17 protein-coding genes and 1 pseudogene are annotated in these 16386 nt (G+C 58.9%); 13 read left to right on the top strand and 5 right to left on the bottom strand.

The window, feature by feature from the left end; translation table 11 throughout:
- The first annotated feature begins 163 nt into the window (after positions 1-163).
- The gene (locus BST95_RS06590; protein WP_084198614.1) at positions 164-652 is read left to right on the top strand and encodes a phasin family protein; all 489 of its coding nucleotides are present in this window, start codon (positions 164-166) and stop codon (positions 650-652) included.
- Between the two features lie 13 nt (positions 653-665).
- Complete coding sequence (locus tag BST95_RS06585) at positions 666-1322, top strand: TetR/AcrR family transcriptional regulator (RefSeq protein ID WP_084198613.1); 657 nt, start codon at positions 666-668, stop codon at positions 1320-1322.
- On the opposite strand, the gene BST95_RS06580 is transcribed toward BST95_RS06585, so the two are convergent.
- Positions 1319-1966 carry a class I SAM-dependent methyltransferase gene (locus BST95_RS06580; protein ID WP_205737337.1) on the bottom strand — a complete coding sequence of 216 codons (648 nt, stop codon included), beginning with the start codon at positions 1964-1966 and terminating at the stop codon, positions 1319-1321. The genes BST95_RS06585 and BST95_RS06580 overlap by 4 nt on opposite strands.
- A gap of 52 nt (positions 1967-2018) precedes the next feature.
- Here BST95_RS06580 and BST95_RS06575 point away from each other — a divergent pair, with 52 nt between their 5' ends.
- A complete protein-coding gene (locus tag BST95_RS06575; RefSeq protein ID WP_066055212.1) occupies positions 2019-2498 on the top strand; it encodes a peroxiredoxin in 480 nt (159 codons plus the stop codon).
- A gap of 1 nt (position 2499) precedes the next feature.
- On the opposite strand, the gene BST95_RS06570 is transcribed toward BST95_RS06575, so the two are convergent.
- The 3 genes and pseudogenes from BST95_RS06570 to BST95_RS06560 all read right to left on the bottom strand — a co-directional run.
- Complete coding sequence (locus BST95_RS06570; protein ID WP_169843868.1) at positions 2500-3036, bottom strand: SRPBCC family protein; 537 nt, start codon at positions 3034-3036, stop codon at positions 2500-2502.
- Complete coding sequence (locus BST95_RS06565; protein ID WP_084198611.1) at positions 3026-3661, bottom strand: paraquat-inducible protein A; 636 nt, start codon at positions 3659-3661, stop codon at positions 3026-3028. Before BST95_RS06565 ends, BST95_RS06570 begins: the two co-directional genes overlap by 11 nt.
- Before the next feature lie 50 nt (positions 3662-3711).
- A pseudogene (locus BST95_RS06560) lies at positions 3712-4988 on the bottom strand (SLC13 family permease); the annotation flags it as partial.
- A 280-nt stretch (positions 4989-5268) separates the two neighbouring features.
- Between BST95_RS06560 and moaA the strand changes: the two are divergent.
- The 6 genes from moaA to BST95_RS06530 all read left to right on the top strand — a co-directional run bounded on the left by moaA (position 5269) and on the right by BST95_RS06530 (position 10948).
- Positions 5269-6279, top strand: coding sequence for a GTP 3',8-cyclase MoaA (gene moaA, locus BST95_RS06555; protein ID WP_084198610.1), 1011 nt, complete (start codon positions 5269-5271; stop codon positions 6277-6279).
- A gap of 80 nt (positions 6280-6359) precedes the next feature.
- Complete coding sequence (locus tag BST95_RS06550) at positions 6360-7298, top strand: AAA family ATPase (RefSeq protein WP_229801800.1); 939 nt, start codon at positions 6360-6362, stop codon at positions 7296-7298.
- Between the two features lie 6 nt (positions 7299-7304).
- The gene (locus tag BST95_RS06545) at positions 7305-8726 is read left to right on the top strand and encodes a vWA domain-containing protein (protein ID WP_084198608.1); all 1422 of its coding nucleotides are present in this window, start codon (positions 7305-7307) and stop codon (positions 8724-8726) included.
- Between the two features lie 255 nt (positions 8727-8981).
- The gene (locus BST95_RS06540) at positions 8982-10016 is read left to right on the top strand and encodes a DUF1631 family protein (RefSeq protein ID WP_157114462.1); all 1035 of its coding nucleotides are present in this window, start codon (positions 8982-8984) and stop codon (positions 10014-10016) included.
- The gene (locus BST95_RS06535) at positions 9982-10566 is read left to right on the top strand and encodes a DUF1631 family protein (RefSeq protein WP_157114461.1); all 585 of its coding nucleotides are present in this window, start codon (positions 9982-9984) and stop codon (positions 10564-10566) included. The genes BST95_RS06540 and BST95_RS06535 overlap by 35 nt, the downstream gene beginning before the upstream one ends.
- A gap of 7 nt (positions 10567-10573) precedes the next feature.
- Entirely contained in the window at positions 10574-10948 is a 375-nt protein-coding gene (locus BST95_RS06530) for a PilZ domain-containing protein (protein WP_084198605.1), read from the top strand.
- Here the strand turns inward: BST95_RS06530 and BST95_RS06525 are convergent.
- Positions 10945-12357, bottom strand: coding sequence for a PilT/PilU family type 4a pilus ATPase (locus BST95_RS06525; RefSeq protein ID WP_373295106.1), 1413 nt, complete (start codon positions 12355-12357; stop codon positions 10945-10947). The two genes, BST95_RS06530 and BST95_RS06525, sit on opposite strands and share 4 nt — an antisense overlap.
- Before the next feature lie 119 nt (positions 12358-12476).
- Here BST95_RS06525 and BST95_RS06520 point away from each other — a divergent pair, with 119 nt between their 5' ends.
- The 4 genes from BST95_RS06520 to BST95_RS06505 all read left to right on the top strand — a co-directional run bounded on the left by BST95_RS06520 (position 12477) and on the right by BST95_RS06505 (position 16384).
- Positions 12477-13544, top strand: coding sequence for a phosphotransferase family protein (locus BST95_RS06520; RefSeq protein WP_084198604.1), 1068 nt, complete (start codon positions 12477-12479; stop codon positions 13542-13544).
- A 121-nt stretch (positions 13545-13665) separates the two neighbouring features.
- Positions 13666-15246: a glutamate--cysteine ligase gene (gshA, locus tag BST95_RS06515; protein ID WP_229801798.1), complete on the top strand. Its 1581-nt coding sequence runs from the start codon at positions 13666-13668 to the stop codon at positions 15244-15246.
- A 4-nt stretch (positions 15247-15250) separates the two neighbouring features.
- On the top strand, positions 15251-15847 hold the full coding sequence (locus BST95_RS06510; RefSeq protein WP_169843867.1) for an acyl carrier protein phosphodiesterase: 597 nt from the start codon (positions 15251-15253) through the stop codon (positions 15845-15847).
- A gap of 69 nt (positions 15848-15916) precedes the next feature.
- A complete protein-coding gene (locus BST95_RS06505; RefSeq protein WP_169843866.1) occupies positions 15917-16384 on the top strand; it encodes an Rsd/AlgQ family anti-sigma factor in 468 nt (155 codons plus the stop codon).
- Positions 16385-16386 lie beyond the last annotated feature (2 nt).

The following is a 16386-nucleotide window of genomic DNA, read 5'->3' as shown; positions in this document are numbered from 1 at the left end:
ACCACTCATCCCTGGTCTTCCAGGGTGTTTTTTCGGGGCTGCAATTGCAGCCCTTTTTTTATGCCTGATTCCTGGCCTTTTCCACCCCGTGCGCTCGAAGAGAAAAACCATCGCCACGAGGGTATACTTGGCGACCCAACCTCTCTATTGCGGGACACAAGCCATGAGCGATGACAAAAGCAAAGTGACCGACAAGGCGGGTGAAATCGCCAAAAACATCTGGCTGGCCGGCGTAGGCGCCTACGGCAAGGCCGTGGACGAAGCCCAGGACAGCCTGAAGAAGGCCACCCCTACCCCGCCCAAACTGTTCCGCGATCTGGTCAAGGCCGGTGCGGAACTCGAAGAGGAGGCCCGCGAAGCCCGGGCCAACGCCCGTAGCTCTGTGGAGGAGCGTATTGCCAGGGTCCGCGACAACTTTGCCATGGCCCGCCCCGCAAAGGCCGAGGATATCGAAGACCTGCATCGCAAAGTCGATCAGCTCAGCCGCAAAGTCGACGCCTTAACCAAGCTGGTCAAGGCCCAGGCCGAGCCGGCCAAAAAAGCGCCGGCAAGAAAGAAAAAGGCAGCGGCCAAAAAGCCCGCCGCAAAGAAAGCGCCGGCCAAGAAGACAGCCGCGCGCAAGAAAGCACCTGCCAGGCGCAGCAAAGGTTGATCTTTCTTCGTAGATGAAAACCCGCGATCGCATCCTGCACACCAGCCTGAAGCTATTTAACGAAGAGGGAGAAGAGCACACCACCACGATTGATATCGCCAACGAAATGGATATCAGTCCGGGCAATCTCTATTACCACTTCAAAGGCAAAGATGAACTCATCGCGGAGCTGTTCAACCAGTACGAGCTGGCCCTCTCGAGCACGCTCACAGCACCCATTGAAAGCCCACTGAGCGCTGGCCAGGGCAACATCGAGGACAACTGGTACTACCTGTATGTGGTGATGGAGGAGATGTACCAATACCGTTTCCTGTACCACAATCTCGACAATCTACTGCAGCGTTATCAAGACATCCGACGTCGCTTCAAGCGACTCATTCAGCTAAAAAGAGCCGCCCTCTACGCGATTTGCCAGGCACTTATCGAGGAATCGGTCATCGAGGCGAGCGAGCAACAGGTACTGGGACTGGTGGACAACATGACCCTCAACCTGACGTTCTGGTTCAGCTATGACAGCCTGCTCCAGGAGGGCCGGGAGCCTGCCATCACCATCCATCAGGGCGTGCTGCAGTTGCTCACCATGGTTGCCCCTTATCTGGGCAACGACCAGTTGGGCTTTTATCGCGACTGTGAGGCCATCTACCACACGATGTTGGAGCAGGAAGCCTAGCGCCGCTTCTCCAGCAGAATGACGTCGTCACCCTGAAATTCCAGACTGGCGTCGCACCGGGCAGCCCACCACTGCCAGGTGGTAACACTGAAAAAAGCGACGTGGGTGGGGTCATTCTTGTAATGCCACCCGGCAAAGGCATCGACATCGCGTACCAGCTTGGTCATCACCCCCAGCACCCCTCCTGGGCGCAGACACTGCCATAATCGGGCCAACTCATCCCCCGGGACGGCAAGATGCTCCACCACTTCAGTCGCACAGATGAAGTCATACTGTTCGCTGAATACACTCTGGTCAGGGTAGTAGTAGAGATCATAGAGGCTCATGCTGTGCCCGGCTTCGCTGAGAATGGCGGCTAGTGCCGGCCCGGGACCACAGCCAAAATCCAAGCCATTAGATGATACTGCCAGACGCTGCAGCAATGGATCGGCAAGGCGTGCCAAAAAACGTCGGTAGCCCGGATCATCGACAGCGTTTTCGTGCAGGTCATACTCCGCTTTCTCTGCGCTGGCGTCGAGGTGATACTGCAGTGGCACAAACACCAGTTCACAGGTATTGCACTGCAGATAGTCGCGGCGCCGATCGCGGTAATAGTCACGCGGCGCAGCATCGCCACAGAGCGGGCAATGCATCTGGGCCTTCATCTGCTATATTCCCTCTGCAACATTGCAAACACCCCATTACCAGGAGTTATAAATGACCGTTCAAACAGGTGACAAAATCCCCGCCGGCACACTGAAAACCATGGGCGCCGAAGGGCCCCAGGATCTCAGCACCGACGACATCTTTGCCGGCAAGAAGGTGCTGATGTTCGCCGTACCCGGTGCCTTCACTCCAGGCTGCACACTCACCCACCTCCCCGGCTACGTGGTCAACGCCGACAAAATCAAAGCGGCCGGCATCGACACTATTGCCTGCATGGCCGTCAACGACGTATTCGTTATGGACGCCTGGGGCAAGTCTCAAAATGCTGAGCACCTGCTGATGCTGGCCGACGGCATGGGGGAGTTCACTGCCGCCCTGGGCCTGGAACTTGATGGCAGCGCGTTCGGCCTGGGCACCCGCAGCCAGCGTTTTGCCCTGATAGCTGAAGACGGCGTCATCACTCACCTGAACGTCGAACCGGGTCCCGGTGTCGATGTCAGCAGCGCCGAAACCATGCTGGCACTGCTGTAAATCAATCGTCCGCGGGCGCCGTGCTCACGGTGCCCGCGAGCCGTTTGCGATCGGCATCCGTGGCCAGCTCACCCGTCTCATAGTAGTGCTTCATACCTGCGGCAACTTGCACGAGCTGCTTCTCCATGGGGGACTTGATGAGGTTCGCGCCCAGCCAGCGACCCACACCGCCCAGAGGCATTAGAAACTGTAGCGCTAGATTGACTCGGGTCTGCTCAGGCCCTTCCTCACTGAGCGCATAGACAAAGCGGGCATCGCGAAACGGCGGCATGGGCTTGCTGCCCTTGTGCAGACGAATCACAAAGCCACTCCCCTCATTCCATTCAATAATGGTTTCTTCGAGATAGGTTTTGCCGCTGTATACACGGCGGTGTGCACCCAGGCCACTGCTTTGGGCAGAGACAATTTCGGTAGCTGTGAGGCGAGGCACATAGTAGTGGGCCGCCGAAAAGTCCTCGAGTCGGGCCCAGGCCGCACTCAGCGGCACGTCAATAACCGTGGTCACCAAAGCTTGTTGCAGTGGAGCATCAGGCTGCATGCGTCGCCTCCTCCAAATCAGCATTTCTGACCAGGGCACCTGCGGCAATAGAGAACAGGCAATAACCGACAAAGAACCAGAATCCCGATTCCAGTTTCGCGTCCATGGTCAACAGATCACCCATCTCGCCCGACGCGCTGCCGGCCATATAGGCAACCAGTAATCCCAGCACAAAGACGTCCGCCATCGACCATTTGGACAGCGTCGCATTCAGCCACAACAGCGGCCCGCGCCACTCTGCACGGGGCAGGACCAGGGCGCCCGCCTGCAGGCACAACTTGAATACGGGAATGACCACACTGAACAGGACAATCAGCAGGGCGACAGCGAGATTACCCGTGGCGGCGAGCTCCTCCACCGTACTCCAGATCGAGCGAGTTGTCGCATAGGCCTGGAGCTGGCCCTCAATGCGATCGAAACCAAGAAAGCTGGAAAACATGGCCAGCATCTGGCGCGATTGGGGGTCGGCGTCCTCGCCGGCAATCAGATCTATGCCCAGTTCAGCAATCATGGACTTCTCGATCGTCCCGGTGAGCGTCAGCACGGGCTGAGTGACGCCTGGATATAACAGGGCGATGGAGATGACGATGGCGGCCAGCGCCAACAGGCGACGAGAGAGTGGCATGTATTTGTCCTGAGCGTTATCTAAGCGCGCATCATACCGCAATGCGCCTAAGTGAGCCGCAGGTAGCAGACAGTAGTTATGACCACCGCGCCGAGCAGGTTCAGGGCAAACCCTTCCCGCGCCATACGGGCGGTGGTGATCATCCCACTGCCGAACACCACCGAGTTGGGCGCCGTAGCCACCGGTAACATAAATGCGCAACTGGCGCTCATAGCCGCCGGCACCATCATGATTTCCGGCGCCAGGCCAACCCCCACCGCGCCCGCGGCAAGCACCGGCATCAACAGCGTCGTGCTCGCGGTGTTCGAGGTTGTCTCGGTCATAAAAGTCACGACCAGCGCGATCAACAGTATCAGCAGGAACAGCGGAATCGCGTGCACATCGCTGAACAACCCACCCATCAGCTCGCTGAGGCCAGAATTCACAAAGCCCTTGGCCAGACAGATACCCCCGCCAAACAACAGCAACACACCCCAGGGGATTCTGACCGCGCGCTCCCAGGTAAGCAGCGCACCGCCCTTGCCGTTGGGCACAATAAACATGGCCACCACCGCCAATAGGGCCACAGAGGCGTCATTGGCCTGCGGCAGATCCAACCAGGTACGCCAACCGCCAAAGGGCTCGCTGCGGGTAATCCAGGCCAGCGCAGTCAGACCAAACACCAGCAACACGCGCTTTTCTTCCGTGCGCCAGCGACCAACCTCAGGAAGATTCACCTGTAATTCACCGCGCAGATTGCGGGTGAGATACAGAGCCATGAGCGGCACCATCAGCAGCACCACCGGCACCCCCAGCTCATCCAGGTCGTAAAGCTGATAGGGTCGCCACCCGTCTCTTCGTAGACCTGCATAAAAATCAGGTTGGGCGGGGTACCAATAGGGGTGCCAATACCGCCGACACTGGCCGCATAGGCAACGCCGAGCAACAACGGCACGGACAGTTTGTCCTTGTCCGGTGCCGCGTCCAGGACGGCCAGCACCACCGGCAACAACATGAGCGTCGTCGCCGTATTCGAAATCCACATGCTGAGCAACGCGGCAGCGGCCATAAACCCAAGCACCAGTCGAGTGCCACTGTCAGCACCGACCAGCGTGACCATACCGAGCGCAATACGCCGATGAGCCCCGGCATGCTCCATCGCCTGGGAGAGCAGGAATCCGCCCAGCAGCAGCAGAATAATCGGCGAGCCATAGGATTGACCGACCTCCGCTGGCGTCAGTACCCCCAACAGCGGCAGTACGGCCAGTGGCAACAGCGAAGTGACGGGTATAGGAATGGGCTCAAACACCCACCAGGCGATACACAGGATCGCCACAAAACTGACCACAGCAATATCGCGATCATAGCCCGCTGCGTTCAACGACAGCGCCGCTACCAGCGCCACCAGAGGCCCTACCCAGAGCGCCCAGTTACGCATGTTGAATTCCCCGCCCATGCTCAGCCGATGGCCGCATGTCTGTCCCCATAGTGTCTTATACTGTGTGGCTGGTGACGCCAGATCTTCACGTCCTAGCAGGCCCAAACCTCTGTCTGCGCCTATCCTGTCGTAACCGCTTTGCACTGTAAAGCGCTGGCTCACCCCAACCAAAGTCCCTACACTGGAGGCCATGGAAAATTCGACCCCCAGCCGCCTGATAGACACCTTTGGCCGCAGCGTAGACTACGTGAGACTGTCGGTGACCGACCGCTGTGACTTCCGCTGTGTGTACTGCATGGCAGAGGACATGACCTTTGCCCCCAAGTCCGAAGTCCTCAATCTGGAGGAGCTGCACAGTATTGCCAAGGCGATGACCGACATGGGGGTGCGCAAAATTCGGCTCACCGGCGGTGAACCGCTAATCCGTCCCAATATCATGTCGCTCATCGAGCGGCTGGGTGCACTGGAAGGCCTCGATGAACTGGCACTGACAACCAATGGTTCGCAGTTACAGCGGCTGGCCCCTGCCTTGAAATCGGCCGGGGTAAAGCGGATTAACATCAGCCTGGACAGTCTCAGCCCGCGTAAATTTCGCCATCTCACCCGCCACGGCAACCTCGACCAGGTCATTGCCGGCATTGATGCGGCCGTTGCCACGGGATTCGACGGAATTAAGCTGAACGCGGTTATCCTCAAGGGCCGCAATGAAGATGAAGTGCTGGACCTGGTCGCATTCGCCCGTGAGCGCGACATTGATATAGCCTTTATTGAAGAGATGCCCCTGGGCCGCATTGTCGAGCACGATCGCGAACTCACACTCTGTAGCAGCGATGAGATCCGGCAACAGATTGAGGCGCACTATGCGCTGACCTCGCTGGGCGATCCAACCGGTACAGAAGGGCCTGCCCGTTACTACCAGCTTGGCGACAGCCCCAGCCGGGTGGGCTTCATCTCGCCGCACAGTAATAATTTTTGCCACCTGTGTAATCGGGTTCGCGTCACCGTTGAGGGGCGCCTGTTACTCTGCCTGGGCAACGAATACTCGGTCGATCTGCGCGAAGTACTGCGAGCGGATCACTACAAGGCTGACCACCTCAAGCGGGCTATTGTTGACGCCATGGCGCTCAAACCAGAGAAGCACCACTTCGACAACGCAGGCGAACCGCAGATACTGCGTTTTATGAATGTCACCGGCGGCTGACCGCAGCGCCCCACGAGCACAACTACCGAGTCGGCCACTGCCTCGCTACAATGGCCGACCGCAACCAGGAATCGACAAGCGTGCACACTCAAGACTTCCCCCAACTTGCCTCCGTAGAAAAAATACAGGAGGGCTTTGAATCCTTCGGCTATATCTGTTCCGACAAAATCGCCACAGCCGTATTCCTGGCCTTCCAGCTGCGCAAACCTATTCTGGTCGAAGGCCCGCCCGGCGTCGGCAAGACCGAGCTCGCCAAGACCACCGCGCAGTTGCTGGAAACACCACTCATCCGGCTGCAGTGCTACGAGGGCCTGGATGAAGCGAAAGCCTTGTACGAATGGAAGTATGGCAAGCAACTGCTGTACACGCAGGTTCTCAAAGAAAAACTGGGCGACCTTCTCCAGGGTGCTCAGGGGCTGGCGGAATCTGTAGAACGTCTGCACCAATTCGGCGACATCTTTTACTCGGAAGAATTTCTCGAGCCCCGTCCGCTACTCAAAGCCATGCAGCAAGAGCGCGGGGCCATCCTGCTTATCGATGAGGTGGACAAATCCGACTACGAATTTGAATCATTACTGCTGGAAATACTGTCCGATTACCAGATATCCATTCCGGAAATCGGCACCGTCAAGGCGCGCACCTCGCCCATGGTGTTCCTGACCAGTAACAACACGCGGGACATCTCTGACGCCCTGAAACGACGCTGCCTGCACCTGTACATTCCCTTTCCTACCGTCGAACTCGAAGAGCGTATTGTGCGCAGCCGGGTACCCGATGTGGAGGAACACCTGCGTCACCAGCTCGTAGAGTTTGTCCACTCTCTACGCCAGCTCGACCTCAAGAAGATTCCCGCTATTTCCGAAACTATCGACTGGGCCCGCAGTCTGCTGCTACTGCACGCCGATCAATTGGAAGAAGAGTTGGTGCGCGCCACGCTTAACGTACTGCTCAAATTCGAAGACGACATAGAATCCACCGACGGCGAGCTGGGTAAACTGGTGCGCGAGGCCAGGGAGTAGTCCCAGATGCCGGCCAATCTGGTTAACTTCATCCAGGTGCTGCGCAGCCACGATGTCAGGGTATCGCCGGCCGAAACTCTGGATGCCATGCATGTCGCCACCACGCTGGGTTACCGTGATCGCGTGCGTCTGCGCGATGGTCTTGGTATGGCACTGGCCAAAACCCCGGCGGAAGAAACCGTCTTCAACCGCTGCTTTGACTCCTACTTTAACCGCGGACTGGCCGACTTCAGTCTCGACCCCGAGGACAACCCGGGCGAAGAGCAGGCAGAAGCCGGTGAACAGGAGCCCGGCGATGCTGCCGAGGCAGATCCATCGACCTCTGACGCCGCGGCACTGGAGGCAGCTGCGCTAAACAATCCCGAGCTCGCAGCGGTGATGAACTCAGACTTGATGCAGGCGCTGCTCAATAACGATCGCAACGTCCTGACCATGGCCATGACCCAGGCGGGTGAAGGGGCAGGTCTGCAACAAATTCAGATGTTTACACAAAAGGGCCAGTACACCCGCAAGATGCTGGACGCCATGGGCGAGCAGCAGCTGCGCGGCGCAATTATCGAACTTGAGCGCGCCGCTGACCCGGCGCTTGCCAGCCTGCAACGCTATCGGGACCTGTTGCGCGAACAGGTGCGCGACTTTGTGGACCGCGAATACCTGCTGCATGCAGAAGGTCGTAACCAGCAGTTCATGGAAGACGTCCTCAGCAAAACCCGCCTGAGCAATATCGAACACAGCTACCTGCATCGAGTACACGAGCTGGTGCGCAAAATGGCCCGCAAACTGGCGGCCAGACACGCGCGCAAACGGCGACAGTACCGCCGCGGTCATCTGGACATGCCACGCACTATGCGCAGGGGCATCGCCAACGATGGAGTCATGTTCAACACCTACTGGCGCCAGGTAAAACGCGAGAAACCACAACTTCTCGCCATTTGCGACGTCAGTGGTTCCGTGGCGGCGTATGCCAAGTTTCTGCTGTTATTCCTGTATAGCCTGCAGGATGTGCTGCCCAAGGTGCGCAGCTTTGCCTTCTCAGGGCAGCTGGGAGAAGTCAGTGATTTGTTTGATGAGCACCCCGTGGAAAAAGCCATCGAGATCGTGAACTGGAAATACGGTGGCGCCACCGACTACGGCAAGAGCCTAGAAGATTTTGCCCGGCTGGCCCTGGATGACATCAACAACAACACCACGGTGCTTATTCTCGGCGACGCTCGCAACAACAATGGCGACCCCCGGATCGATATCATGCGATCTGTGTATCAGCGCGCCAAGCAGGTCATCTGGTTAAACCCTGAGTCACGTCGCGCCTGGGGAACTGGAGATTCCGAGATGTTTCGCTACTTAAGTGCTTGTCATTTCTCGGCCGAGTGCAATAATCTCAAGCAATTGGAACGTGTCGTAGACCAGCTGCTTAAGAGCACCCGATAACGCTATGGCTTTCATCTGCAAGGAGTGCAGCTTCCGCGGAGTGAGAAGTGGTCACGGGGGCCAGTGCCCTGCCTGCGGTTCTTTCAATATCCAGAAGCAACAACCACGCACCAAGACACAGAAGCCGCGACCTCGTTGGCGAGTGTATTTGCTCGTGGTGCTGTGGGCCGTTTTACTGGTCATGATTGCCGGGAAGCTAGTCAACTGAAACTGAGCGAGAACAAGATACCGCTGCAAGTGTCGCTGCAAAAGGCCGTGACCCGTAGTTTTGCTGTACCCGAACCGCCGGGCCAGAGCGCCCCCGCGCTGGAGTGGGATGAATTGCTTGGCTACCTGCGCGCCATAGACGACTTCAATCTGCCTCCGCTGGATGCCCTGCTGGCACAAACCGACGTTGTCGGCGACCCGGCCATGCCCAAACCGGCAGAGTGTGCCGTACTGCGCTGGATTGAGCGCGTGTTCCAGGAGTGGGAGCAGTCTTTCCCACTGGAATGGGAGCTAACCCACAAGCTGCGCGCTTTCAAACCGGCAGTGGCAATGGCCTCCCTCAGTGAAGAAACGTTTTTCCGCCCCGGACAGCACCCGCTGCACCAGATGCTGGACGCGATCCACAGTGCCGCGATTGGCTGGCAGGGCGACCTGGGGCGCATAGGTCAACCCGTCACCAACCTGATCGACAAGGCCATTGCCGACGTGCGCGGCTGCCTTGACCAGGGCGGCGACATGGCGGCCATTGCCAGCCAGATTGTCGCGGAAGCGCAGCGCATGCGTGCCCGCGCCGAAAAACTAACCGAGCGCACCATCGCTGCAGAGCACGGCCGCTTGCGCGCTGCCATGGCCAAGACCATTGCCGCCGACCTGATTAACGGACAGCTACTGAAATACACTGCGCCCAGCGAGCTGAACGCGTTTATCAGGGGACCCTGGTACGACAGCGCCCAGCTCACCTACCTGAAATTTGGCGACCAGTCTCAACAGTGGCGCGATTTCGAGGCCACCACAGGCCAGCTCCTGCTTGCCATGCATCCGCTGGCCCCGCCGGGGACGATGCCCGCGAGGAACGGCTTCGACTGGCACGCATTCTGCCCGCAGAACTGCGTCGACTACTGCTCAGCATTCAGCATGAGGACGATCTACTGCAGCGCGAAATGGCAGCCTACGAGTACCTGCTGCAGCGCGTCGCCCAGGATCGTCCCCGGAACTTTCCCACCTACTGACAGTAGACTCGGGCCAGCCCGCCGCAGCCATTCCCAAAATGACAGCGGGCGTCGCAGTCGGCCAATGGTATGAGGTCTGCAGTGACACGGATGTATTCCGCCTCAGATTGGCCATGATCGAAAGTGGCGAAGGACTCCTATGTAATCTCAGTGGTGCAAAAGCACTGTCTATGCCCATGGCTGACTTCAACGCCAAGGTGGGCTCAGGCGACGCCCAGCCACTGGCAACCGGTGCCGCCTTCAGTCGCGCGGTAGCCGCCGCTGCCGGCATTGACTCGGACGCCGCCCTGGACCGCCTCCTGAACCCTGACGCCGCTCCGACCCCAAGCGAGACCGATACCTCCACTACCACCACTAACAGCGGTGTCCCCGATCTCCCCATCGGCACATGGCTTGGCTTTCACGACACCGATACGCCGCTCCTGGCCAAGCTGGCACTCCACGACAAGGTGCGGGGCATACTCATCTTTGTAAATCGCCAGGGCATTGAATTGCGCCGGCTTGAGGAGCGCGAATACCTGGCGCTCATTGAGGCCGGCCAGATTGATATCCTGGAAGCCAGAAACAACTTCCGCGAGCAAGTTGAAAGAACGCGCGCGCAATTGCAGCAAGGTCAGGGGTGAGTGAGCTATGGGCTGGACTGAACGAAAGCATCAACGCCTGCCCATGCAGAGCAGAGTGTTTATCGAACTCGAGGCAGCGCCAGTTGGCAGCGACGAAGATGCCACCATTGCCATATGTAAAACCCTGAATGTGTCCAGTGGCGGCCTGATGGTGGCACTGCAGCAAGAGGTCCCGGTAGAAGCCTTTCTCCAAATTGGCGTCGAACCACCCCCAAGCGCGACCGGCAGCGACGCATTCTACCTGCTGGGGCAAGTTCGCTGGTGCAAACCAAGCGACGACCCCGACTACCCCTGGCTGGCGGGTTTCTCTTTACAGCAGGCGGAAAAGTCAGACATTCAGAGCTGGATAAGCCTGATTACCGCCATGGAACCGGATCACTAGAACAGTCTCCCCGGCCCCCGGTTATCTGCTTCGGCGTCTTCCGGTTCACTGGTGACACTGCGGGTCACCGCCACCTCCTCCATTGAGGTTGACGTTTCAAACACCGGCGGTGGCTTTGCCTCGCCCGTTGATGCAGGGGCAGGCGGGGGTATGAGTGGCTCTTCCAGCGATGGCTCAATCACCAGATCTGTCCCGGCAAACGACTCCGTCTCAAACACCAACTCCTCGCCGCCGTCGTTGGCGTCGGCAGCAACATCCAGGCTCAATGACTGGGCCTCTTGCTGAACAGTGCCAAGCGGTCCACCGGGCAGGGGTGCCCTACCCTCTTCCTGGACAAATTTGATTTTCAATCGCAGATTATTCGGTGAATCAGCGTTGCGCAGCGCTTCTTCTTCAGTAATTCGGCCCTGCTGGTAGAGCTCCAGCAATGCGGCATCAAACGTCTTCATGCCAACGTTGGCTGACTTTTCCATCGCCTCTTTGAGGCTCTCCAGCTCGCCGCGTAAAATCAGGTCAGCGACCAGTGGCGTACCCAGCAGGACTTCAACCGCTGCGCAACGACCTCCCTCTACCGTGGGAATCAGGCGCTGCGACACAAAGGCCTGCAGGTTAAGAGACAGGTCCAGCAGCAACTGGGAACGACGCTCTTCAGGGAAAAAGTTGATAATGCGCTCCAGTGCCTGGTTGGCATTATTCGCATGCAGCGTAGACAGACAGAGGTGCCCGGTCTCGGCAAATGCTATAGCGTGCTCCATTGTCTCGCGATCGCGGATTTCTCCTATCAGGATGACATCCGGGGCCTGGCGCAGGGTATTCTTCAGGGCATTGTGCCAGGAGCGCGTATCCACCCCCACCTCGCGCTGGTTTACCAGGCTCTTTTTATGGGTGTGCACAAACTCCACGGGATCTTCGATGGTGACAATATGGCCCGCGCTATTGGCATTGCGGTAATCGATGAGCGCGGCCAGCGATGTGGATTTCCCCGAACCCGTCGCGCCCACAAACAGCACCAGGCCACGCTTGCGCATCACAACCTCAGGAAGAATCGCCGGCAGCCCCAGGTCCTGCCACTGGGGGATATCGGCAACAATATTCCTACACACCATGGCCACTTCATTGCGTTGCACAAATATATTCACCCGGAACCGGCCAAAGCCCGGGATCGACGTCGCCAGGTTCATCTCCAGCTCGCGCTCGAACTCTTCACGCTGAGTGGCGTCCATCACCTCGTAGGCGATGTCCTTGATTTCACCCGGCTGCAGAATGCCGCTGGCAATCGGCCGCAACTGGCCTTCAAATTTTCCACAGGGAGGCGCCCCGGTACTCAGATAGAGATCGGATCCATTCTCCTGGGAAAGGATTTTGAGCCACTCGACAATTCGCATTTCAATCCCTGATTGCGCACTCACTGCCATTACTCTAGCAGTTTGCCCGCCCGCCTCCTACCGTCCCATAGGGGGTAGTTGGCGAGGATCGCTGCCTGGGATTAGACTATACAAGCGTATAGTTAATAACGGGAAGACACTCAATGGACAGCGAACGCCCCACGCCACTGGTGGACGACATCGGCGGCACCCGTCGCAAACTGGAAGCCTGGTTCAGTGAACGCCGCGGCACCGACATTACGATTGGCGACCTGAACATCCCCGAAGGCACCGGCATGTCCAACGTAACCCTGTTGTTCGATATTGAGTGGCAAGAACACGGCGAGCGGCACACCATGGCCTGTGTCGGTCGCCTGCAGCCCGAAATTGAACGCCCGGTGTTTCCCGACTACGACCTCACGTTGCAGTATCAGGTGATGGAAAGCGTTGGCAGGCTCAGTGATGTGCCCGTACCGACACTACTAGGCCTGGAGACCGACCTCACTGTACTGGGCGTACAATTCTACGTCATGGCCCACACACCGGGACGTATTCCGCCCGACATGCCACCCTACAATATGGACGGCTGGCTCATGCACGAAGCCAACCAAGAGCAGCGCCAAACCGCGTGGTTCGCCGCCGTCGACGCCATGGCAAAATTCCACCAACTCGACTATCAAGCGTTGGGCTTCGAACACCTTGGCCAGCCAGGCGTGACCCCAATGCAGCAACAGTTAACGTACTGGCAGAACTACCACGACTGGGGCCTGGAGGGGGCACAACATGAGATTGGCCAGCGGGCGCTCAATTGGCTGCAGGCGAATCAGCCCGCGCAGGAACCCACGGTGCTGTGCTGGGGCGATGCGCGCATTGGCAACGTCATTTTCACTGAGTCCCTGGACGGCGTTGCGGCCCTGCTCGACTGGGAAATGGCCGTACTCGGCAACCCTGTGCAGGACATCGCCTGGTACAACTTCCTCGATGCCGCCTTCGCCGAAGGGCTGGGATTGCCGCGGCTGGAGGGACTGCCATCCTACGAGGAAACCGTCAGACGCTGGGAGCAGGCATCGGGCTTCAGTGCTGAACACTACGACTACTACCTGATTTTCGCCGGCGCCCGTTTTGCGCTTATCCTCTCGCGTATCATGCTGGCGACCGGTCAGGATGGCGAGGTCCAGGGCAACTTTGTCTGCCAGCTACTGGCGCGCCATCTCGACCAAATCGGCGCCTGAGCCGAGAAAGCAGCCTTGCGCGGGGTTCTGTACTACCCTGGCAATGAGGGCTAGAATTGGCCCACTCGAAGATCGGCGCCACCCGATAGCACCGCTCTCTTCCCCGCACAAGGAGTTCCCGTTGTCCTCATTTTTGCAAGCGCAAGTCACTCAACTGGCGCAACCCGAGCGCAAGCAGCTACTCGGCCAGATCGGCAGGGGCATTGAGAAGGAAAGCCTGAGAGTCAGCACCTCCGGCAAGCTCTCCCAACAACCCCATCCGCAGGCACTGGGCTCGGCGCTGACCCACGGCTCGATTACCACCGACTACTCGGAAGCACTCCTGGAATTTATTACGCCAGTTAGTGCAGATATCGATCAGAGCCTTGCGCAACTGTCGGACATCCACGCCTTTACCTACCGCAATATCGACGAGGAGTTGCTCTGGTCGACGTCCATGCCTTGCGTGGTTGGCGGTGACGACAGCATTCCGGTCGCCCGCTATGGCAGCTCCAACGTCGCCCAGATGAAAACAGCCTATCGCTATGGGCTGGGGCATCGCTACGGTCGGGCCATGCAGACCATTGCCGGTATCCACTACAACTTTTCCATGCCCCATCGCTACTGGGAGCTGGAATGGGAAGCCACGGGCAGCCCCGGCAAGCTCAAGCATTTCATTACCGAGCGCTATCTTGATCTGATACGAAATTTTCGTCGCCACGCCTGGCTATTGGTGTACCTGTACGGTGCATCACCAGCCCTTTGCCCCAGCTTCCTGCAAGGGCGCGAGCACACCCTCGAGAAAAGCGACGACGGCAACAGCCTGTATCTGCCCTATGCCACGTCGCTGCGCATGGGCGATCTCGGCTACACCAGCAACGCCCAGTCCGGCCTCAGTATTTGCTACAACTCGCTCGACAACTACGTCGAAACGCTGCGCACGGCCATTACCACTCCGCATGCGGAGTACGCCGACATTGCCCACGGTGAGAACGGCGACTATCAGCAGCTGAATGACAGCCTGCTGCAGATCGAGAACGAATTCTACAGCCCCATCCGCCCCAAGCGTGTGGCCAACTCGGGAGAAACGCCCCTGTCAGCGCTGCGCCGTGGGGGCATCCAGTACATCGAAGTGCGATGCGTCGACGTTAGCCCCTTCGCACCTCTGGGCCTGGACGCTGAACAAATCCGCTTCATGGATATTTTCCTGTTGCACTGCCTGCTGGCCCCCAGCGATGCCTGCAATGAGAATGTCCAGAGAATACAGACGGCGAACCTCACTGCCGTCGTCAATCGCGGCCGTGACCCTGAACTCATGCTCGAGTGTGATGACGGCCCCCGCGCCCTCAGTGACTGGGCCCAGGCCCTGCTGGAAGAGATGCAGCCAATTGCTGCCCTGCTCGACGACGTCCACGAGACCGTCGACTACAGCGAGTCCATGGCCACCCAACAGGCTAAGGTCGAGGACCCTGAGCTCACCCCGTCGGCACGGGTGCTGCGGGAGATGCGCGAGAAGAACCTGCCCTTCTTCCGTCTCGCCATGGCGTACAGTCAACATTGGGCCCAGTACTTCCGGGAGCTGGAACTGGACGAAGATGCAGTGGCGCGCCTGCAGCAGGAGGCCGACGCTTCCCTGGTTCGCCAGGCGGAGATTGAGGCGACTGACGACATCAGCTTCGAACAGTACCTGCGCAACTTCTACGCCCAGTACCAACTCCTGTAGCGCCTTGAATCACCTGGCGCACTTCCACCTCGCCTGGCCTGACCGGGCGCTCGTGGTCGGCGGCCTGGAAGGGGATTACCTCAAAGGGCCATTGCCGGATGACATTGATGCAGGGCTACGCCGCGGCGTTCGCCTGCATCGCCTTGTCGACGCCTATACGGATCATCACCCCACGCTTGCGGCGCTGCGCGCAAAGTTTCCGCCGGAGTTGCGTCGCTTTGCCGGAATTCTCACGGATCTTGCCTTCGACCACTACCTGACAAGACACTGGGAGACATACTCAGACTTAAGGCTCGAGGACTTCACCCAAATGACTTACCTGAGCCTGCAGGAGCACCGCTCACTGCTCAGCCCGCCAGCCCGGCGCATGGCACAGCGCATGCAGGACTACGACATTCTGAGCGCCTATGGCGACTGGCATGCAGTACCGGCCAGCGCCAGCCGCGTTGGTGAAAGGCTGCGTCGCGGCAATCCGCTGACGGCCACCGCCCCGGCCCTGGAAAAGCTCAGACCCGAGCTCGAATCTGCCTTTCTGGACTTCTACCCCAAGCTACTGGCCTATGCCGGCCAACAGCGCAGCGATTTAGCCGCCGACAACTGACCCACCTCACCGTAGTCACAGCCCCGTGGCTGTGGCAGACTTTCACTGAACATGCAAAGGATAAGTGCCATGCCCAATGCCAGCCCGGACCCCCAAGTACAATTTGCCGCAGTGGAGGAACTCCTCACCCGATGGCTGAAAGAACGCCGCGAAGTCCTGGGCAAATACACAGAGATCGCGGTCGCGATCGATGGCGTACTTGGCCCCGATGGTGTCGCCACCCGCCAGGCAGCGCTTTGCCAGATTCTGGTGGACTACGTGTCCGTCGGGCACTTCGAAGTCTTTCACGAATTGCTGGCCGAGGCCGAAAGCTTTGGCGATGGCACCAGCTCACTGGCTCAGAATGTTATGCCGGCCATTGCTGACACCACTGAGGTGATCATGGCCTACGATGAAAAATATGGGGAGGGTGTGGGTACGGAGAAGAAGCTGAAGCGCGACCTCTCCGCCCTGGGTGAAGCACTGGAAGCGCGCTTCGCCCTGGAAGACCAGCTCATTGCCGGCCTACACAACAGCCACCGGCGTCAGGCAGGCTGACG

The sequence above is a fragment of the Halioglobus japonicus genome (assembly GCF_001983995.1).
In the GTDB taxonomy this organism is placed as follows: Bacteria; Pseudomonadota; Gammaproteobacteria; order Pseudomonadales; family Halieaceae; genus Halioglobus; species Halioglobus japonicus.
The sequence above is the reverse complement of the archived record's forward strand: the minus strand, read 5'-3'. Positions and strand labels throughout refer to the sequence as shown.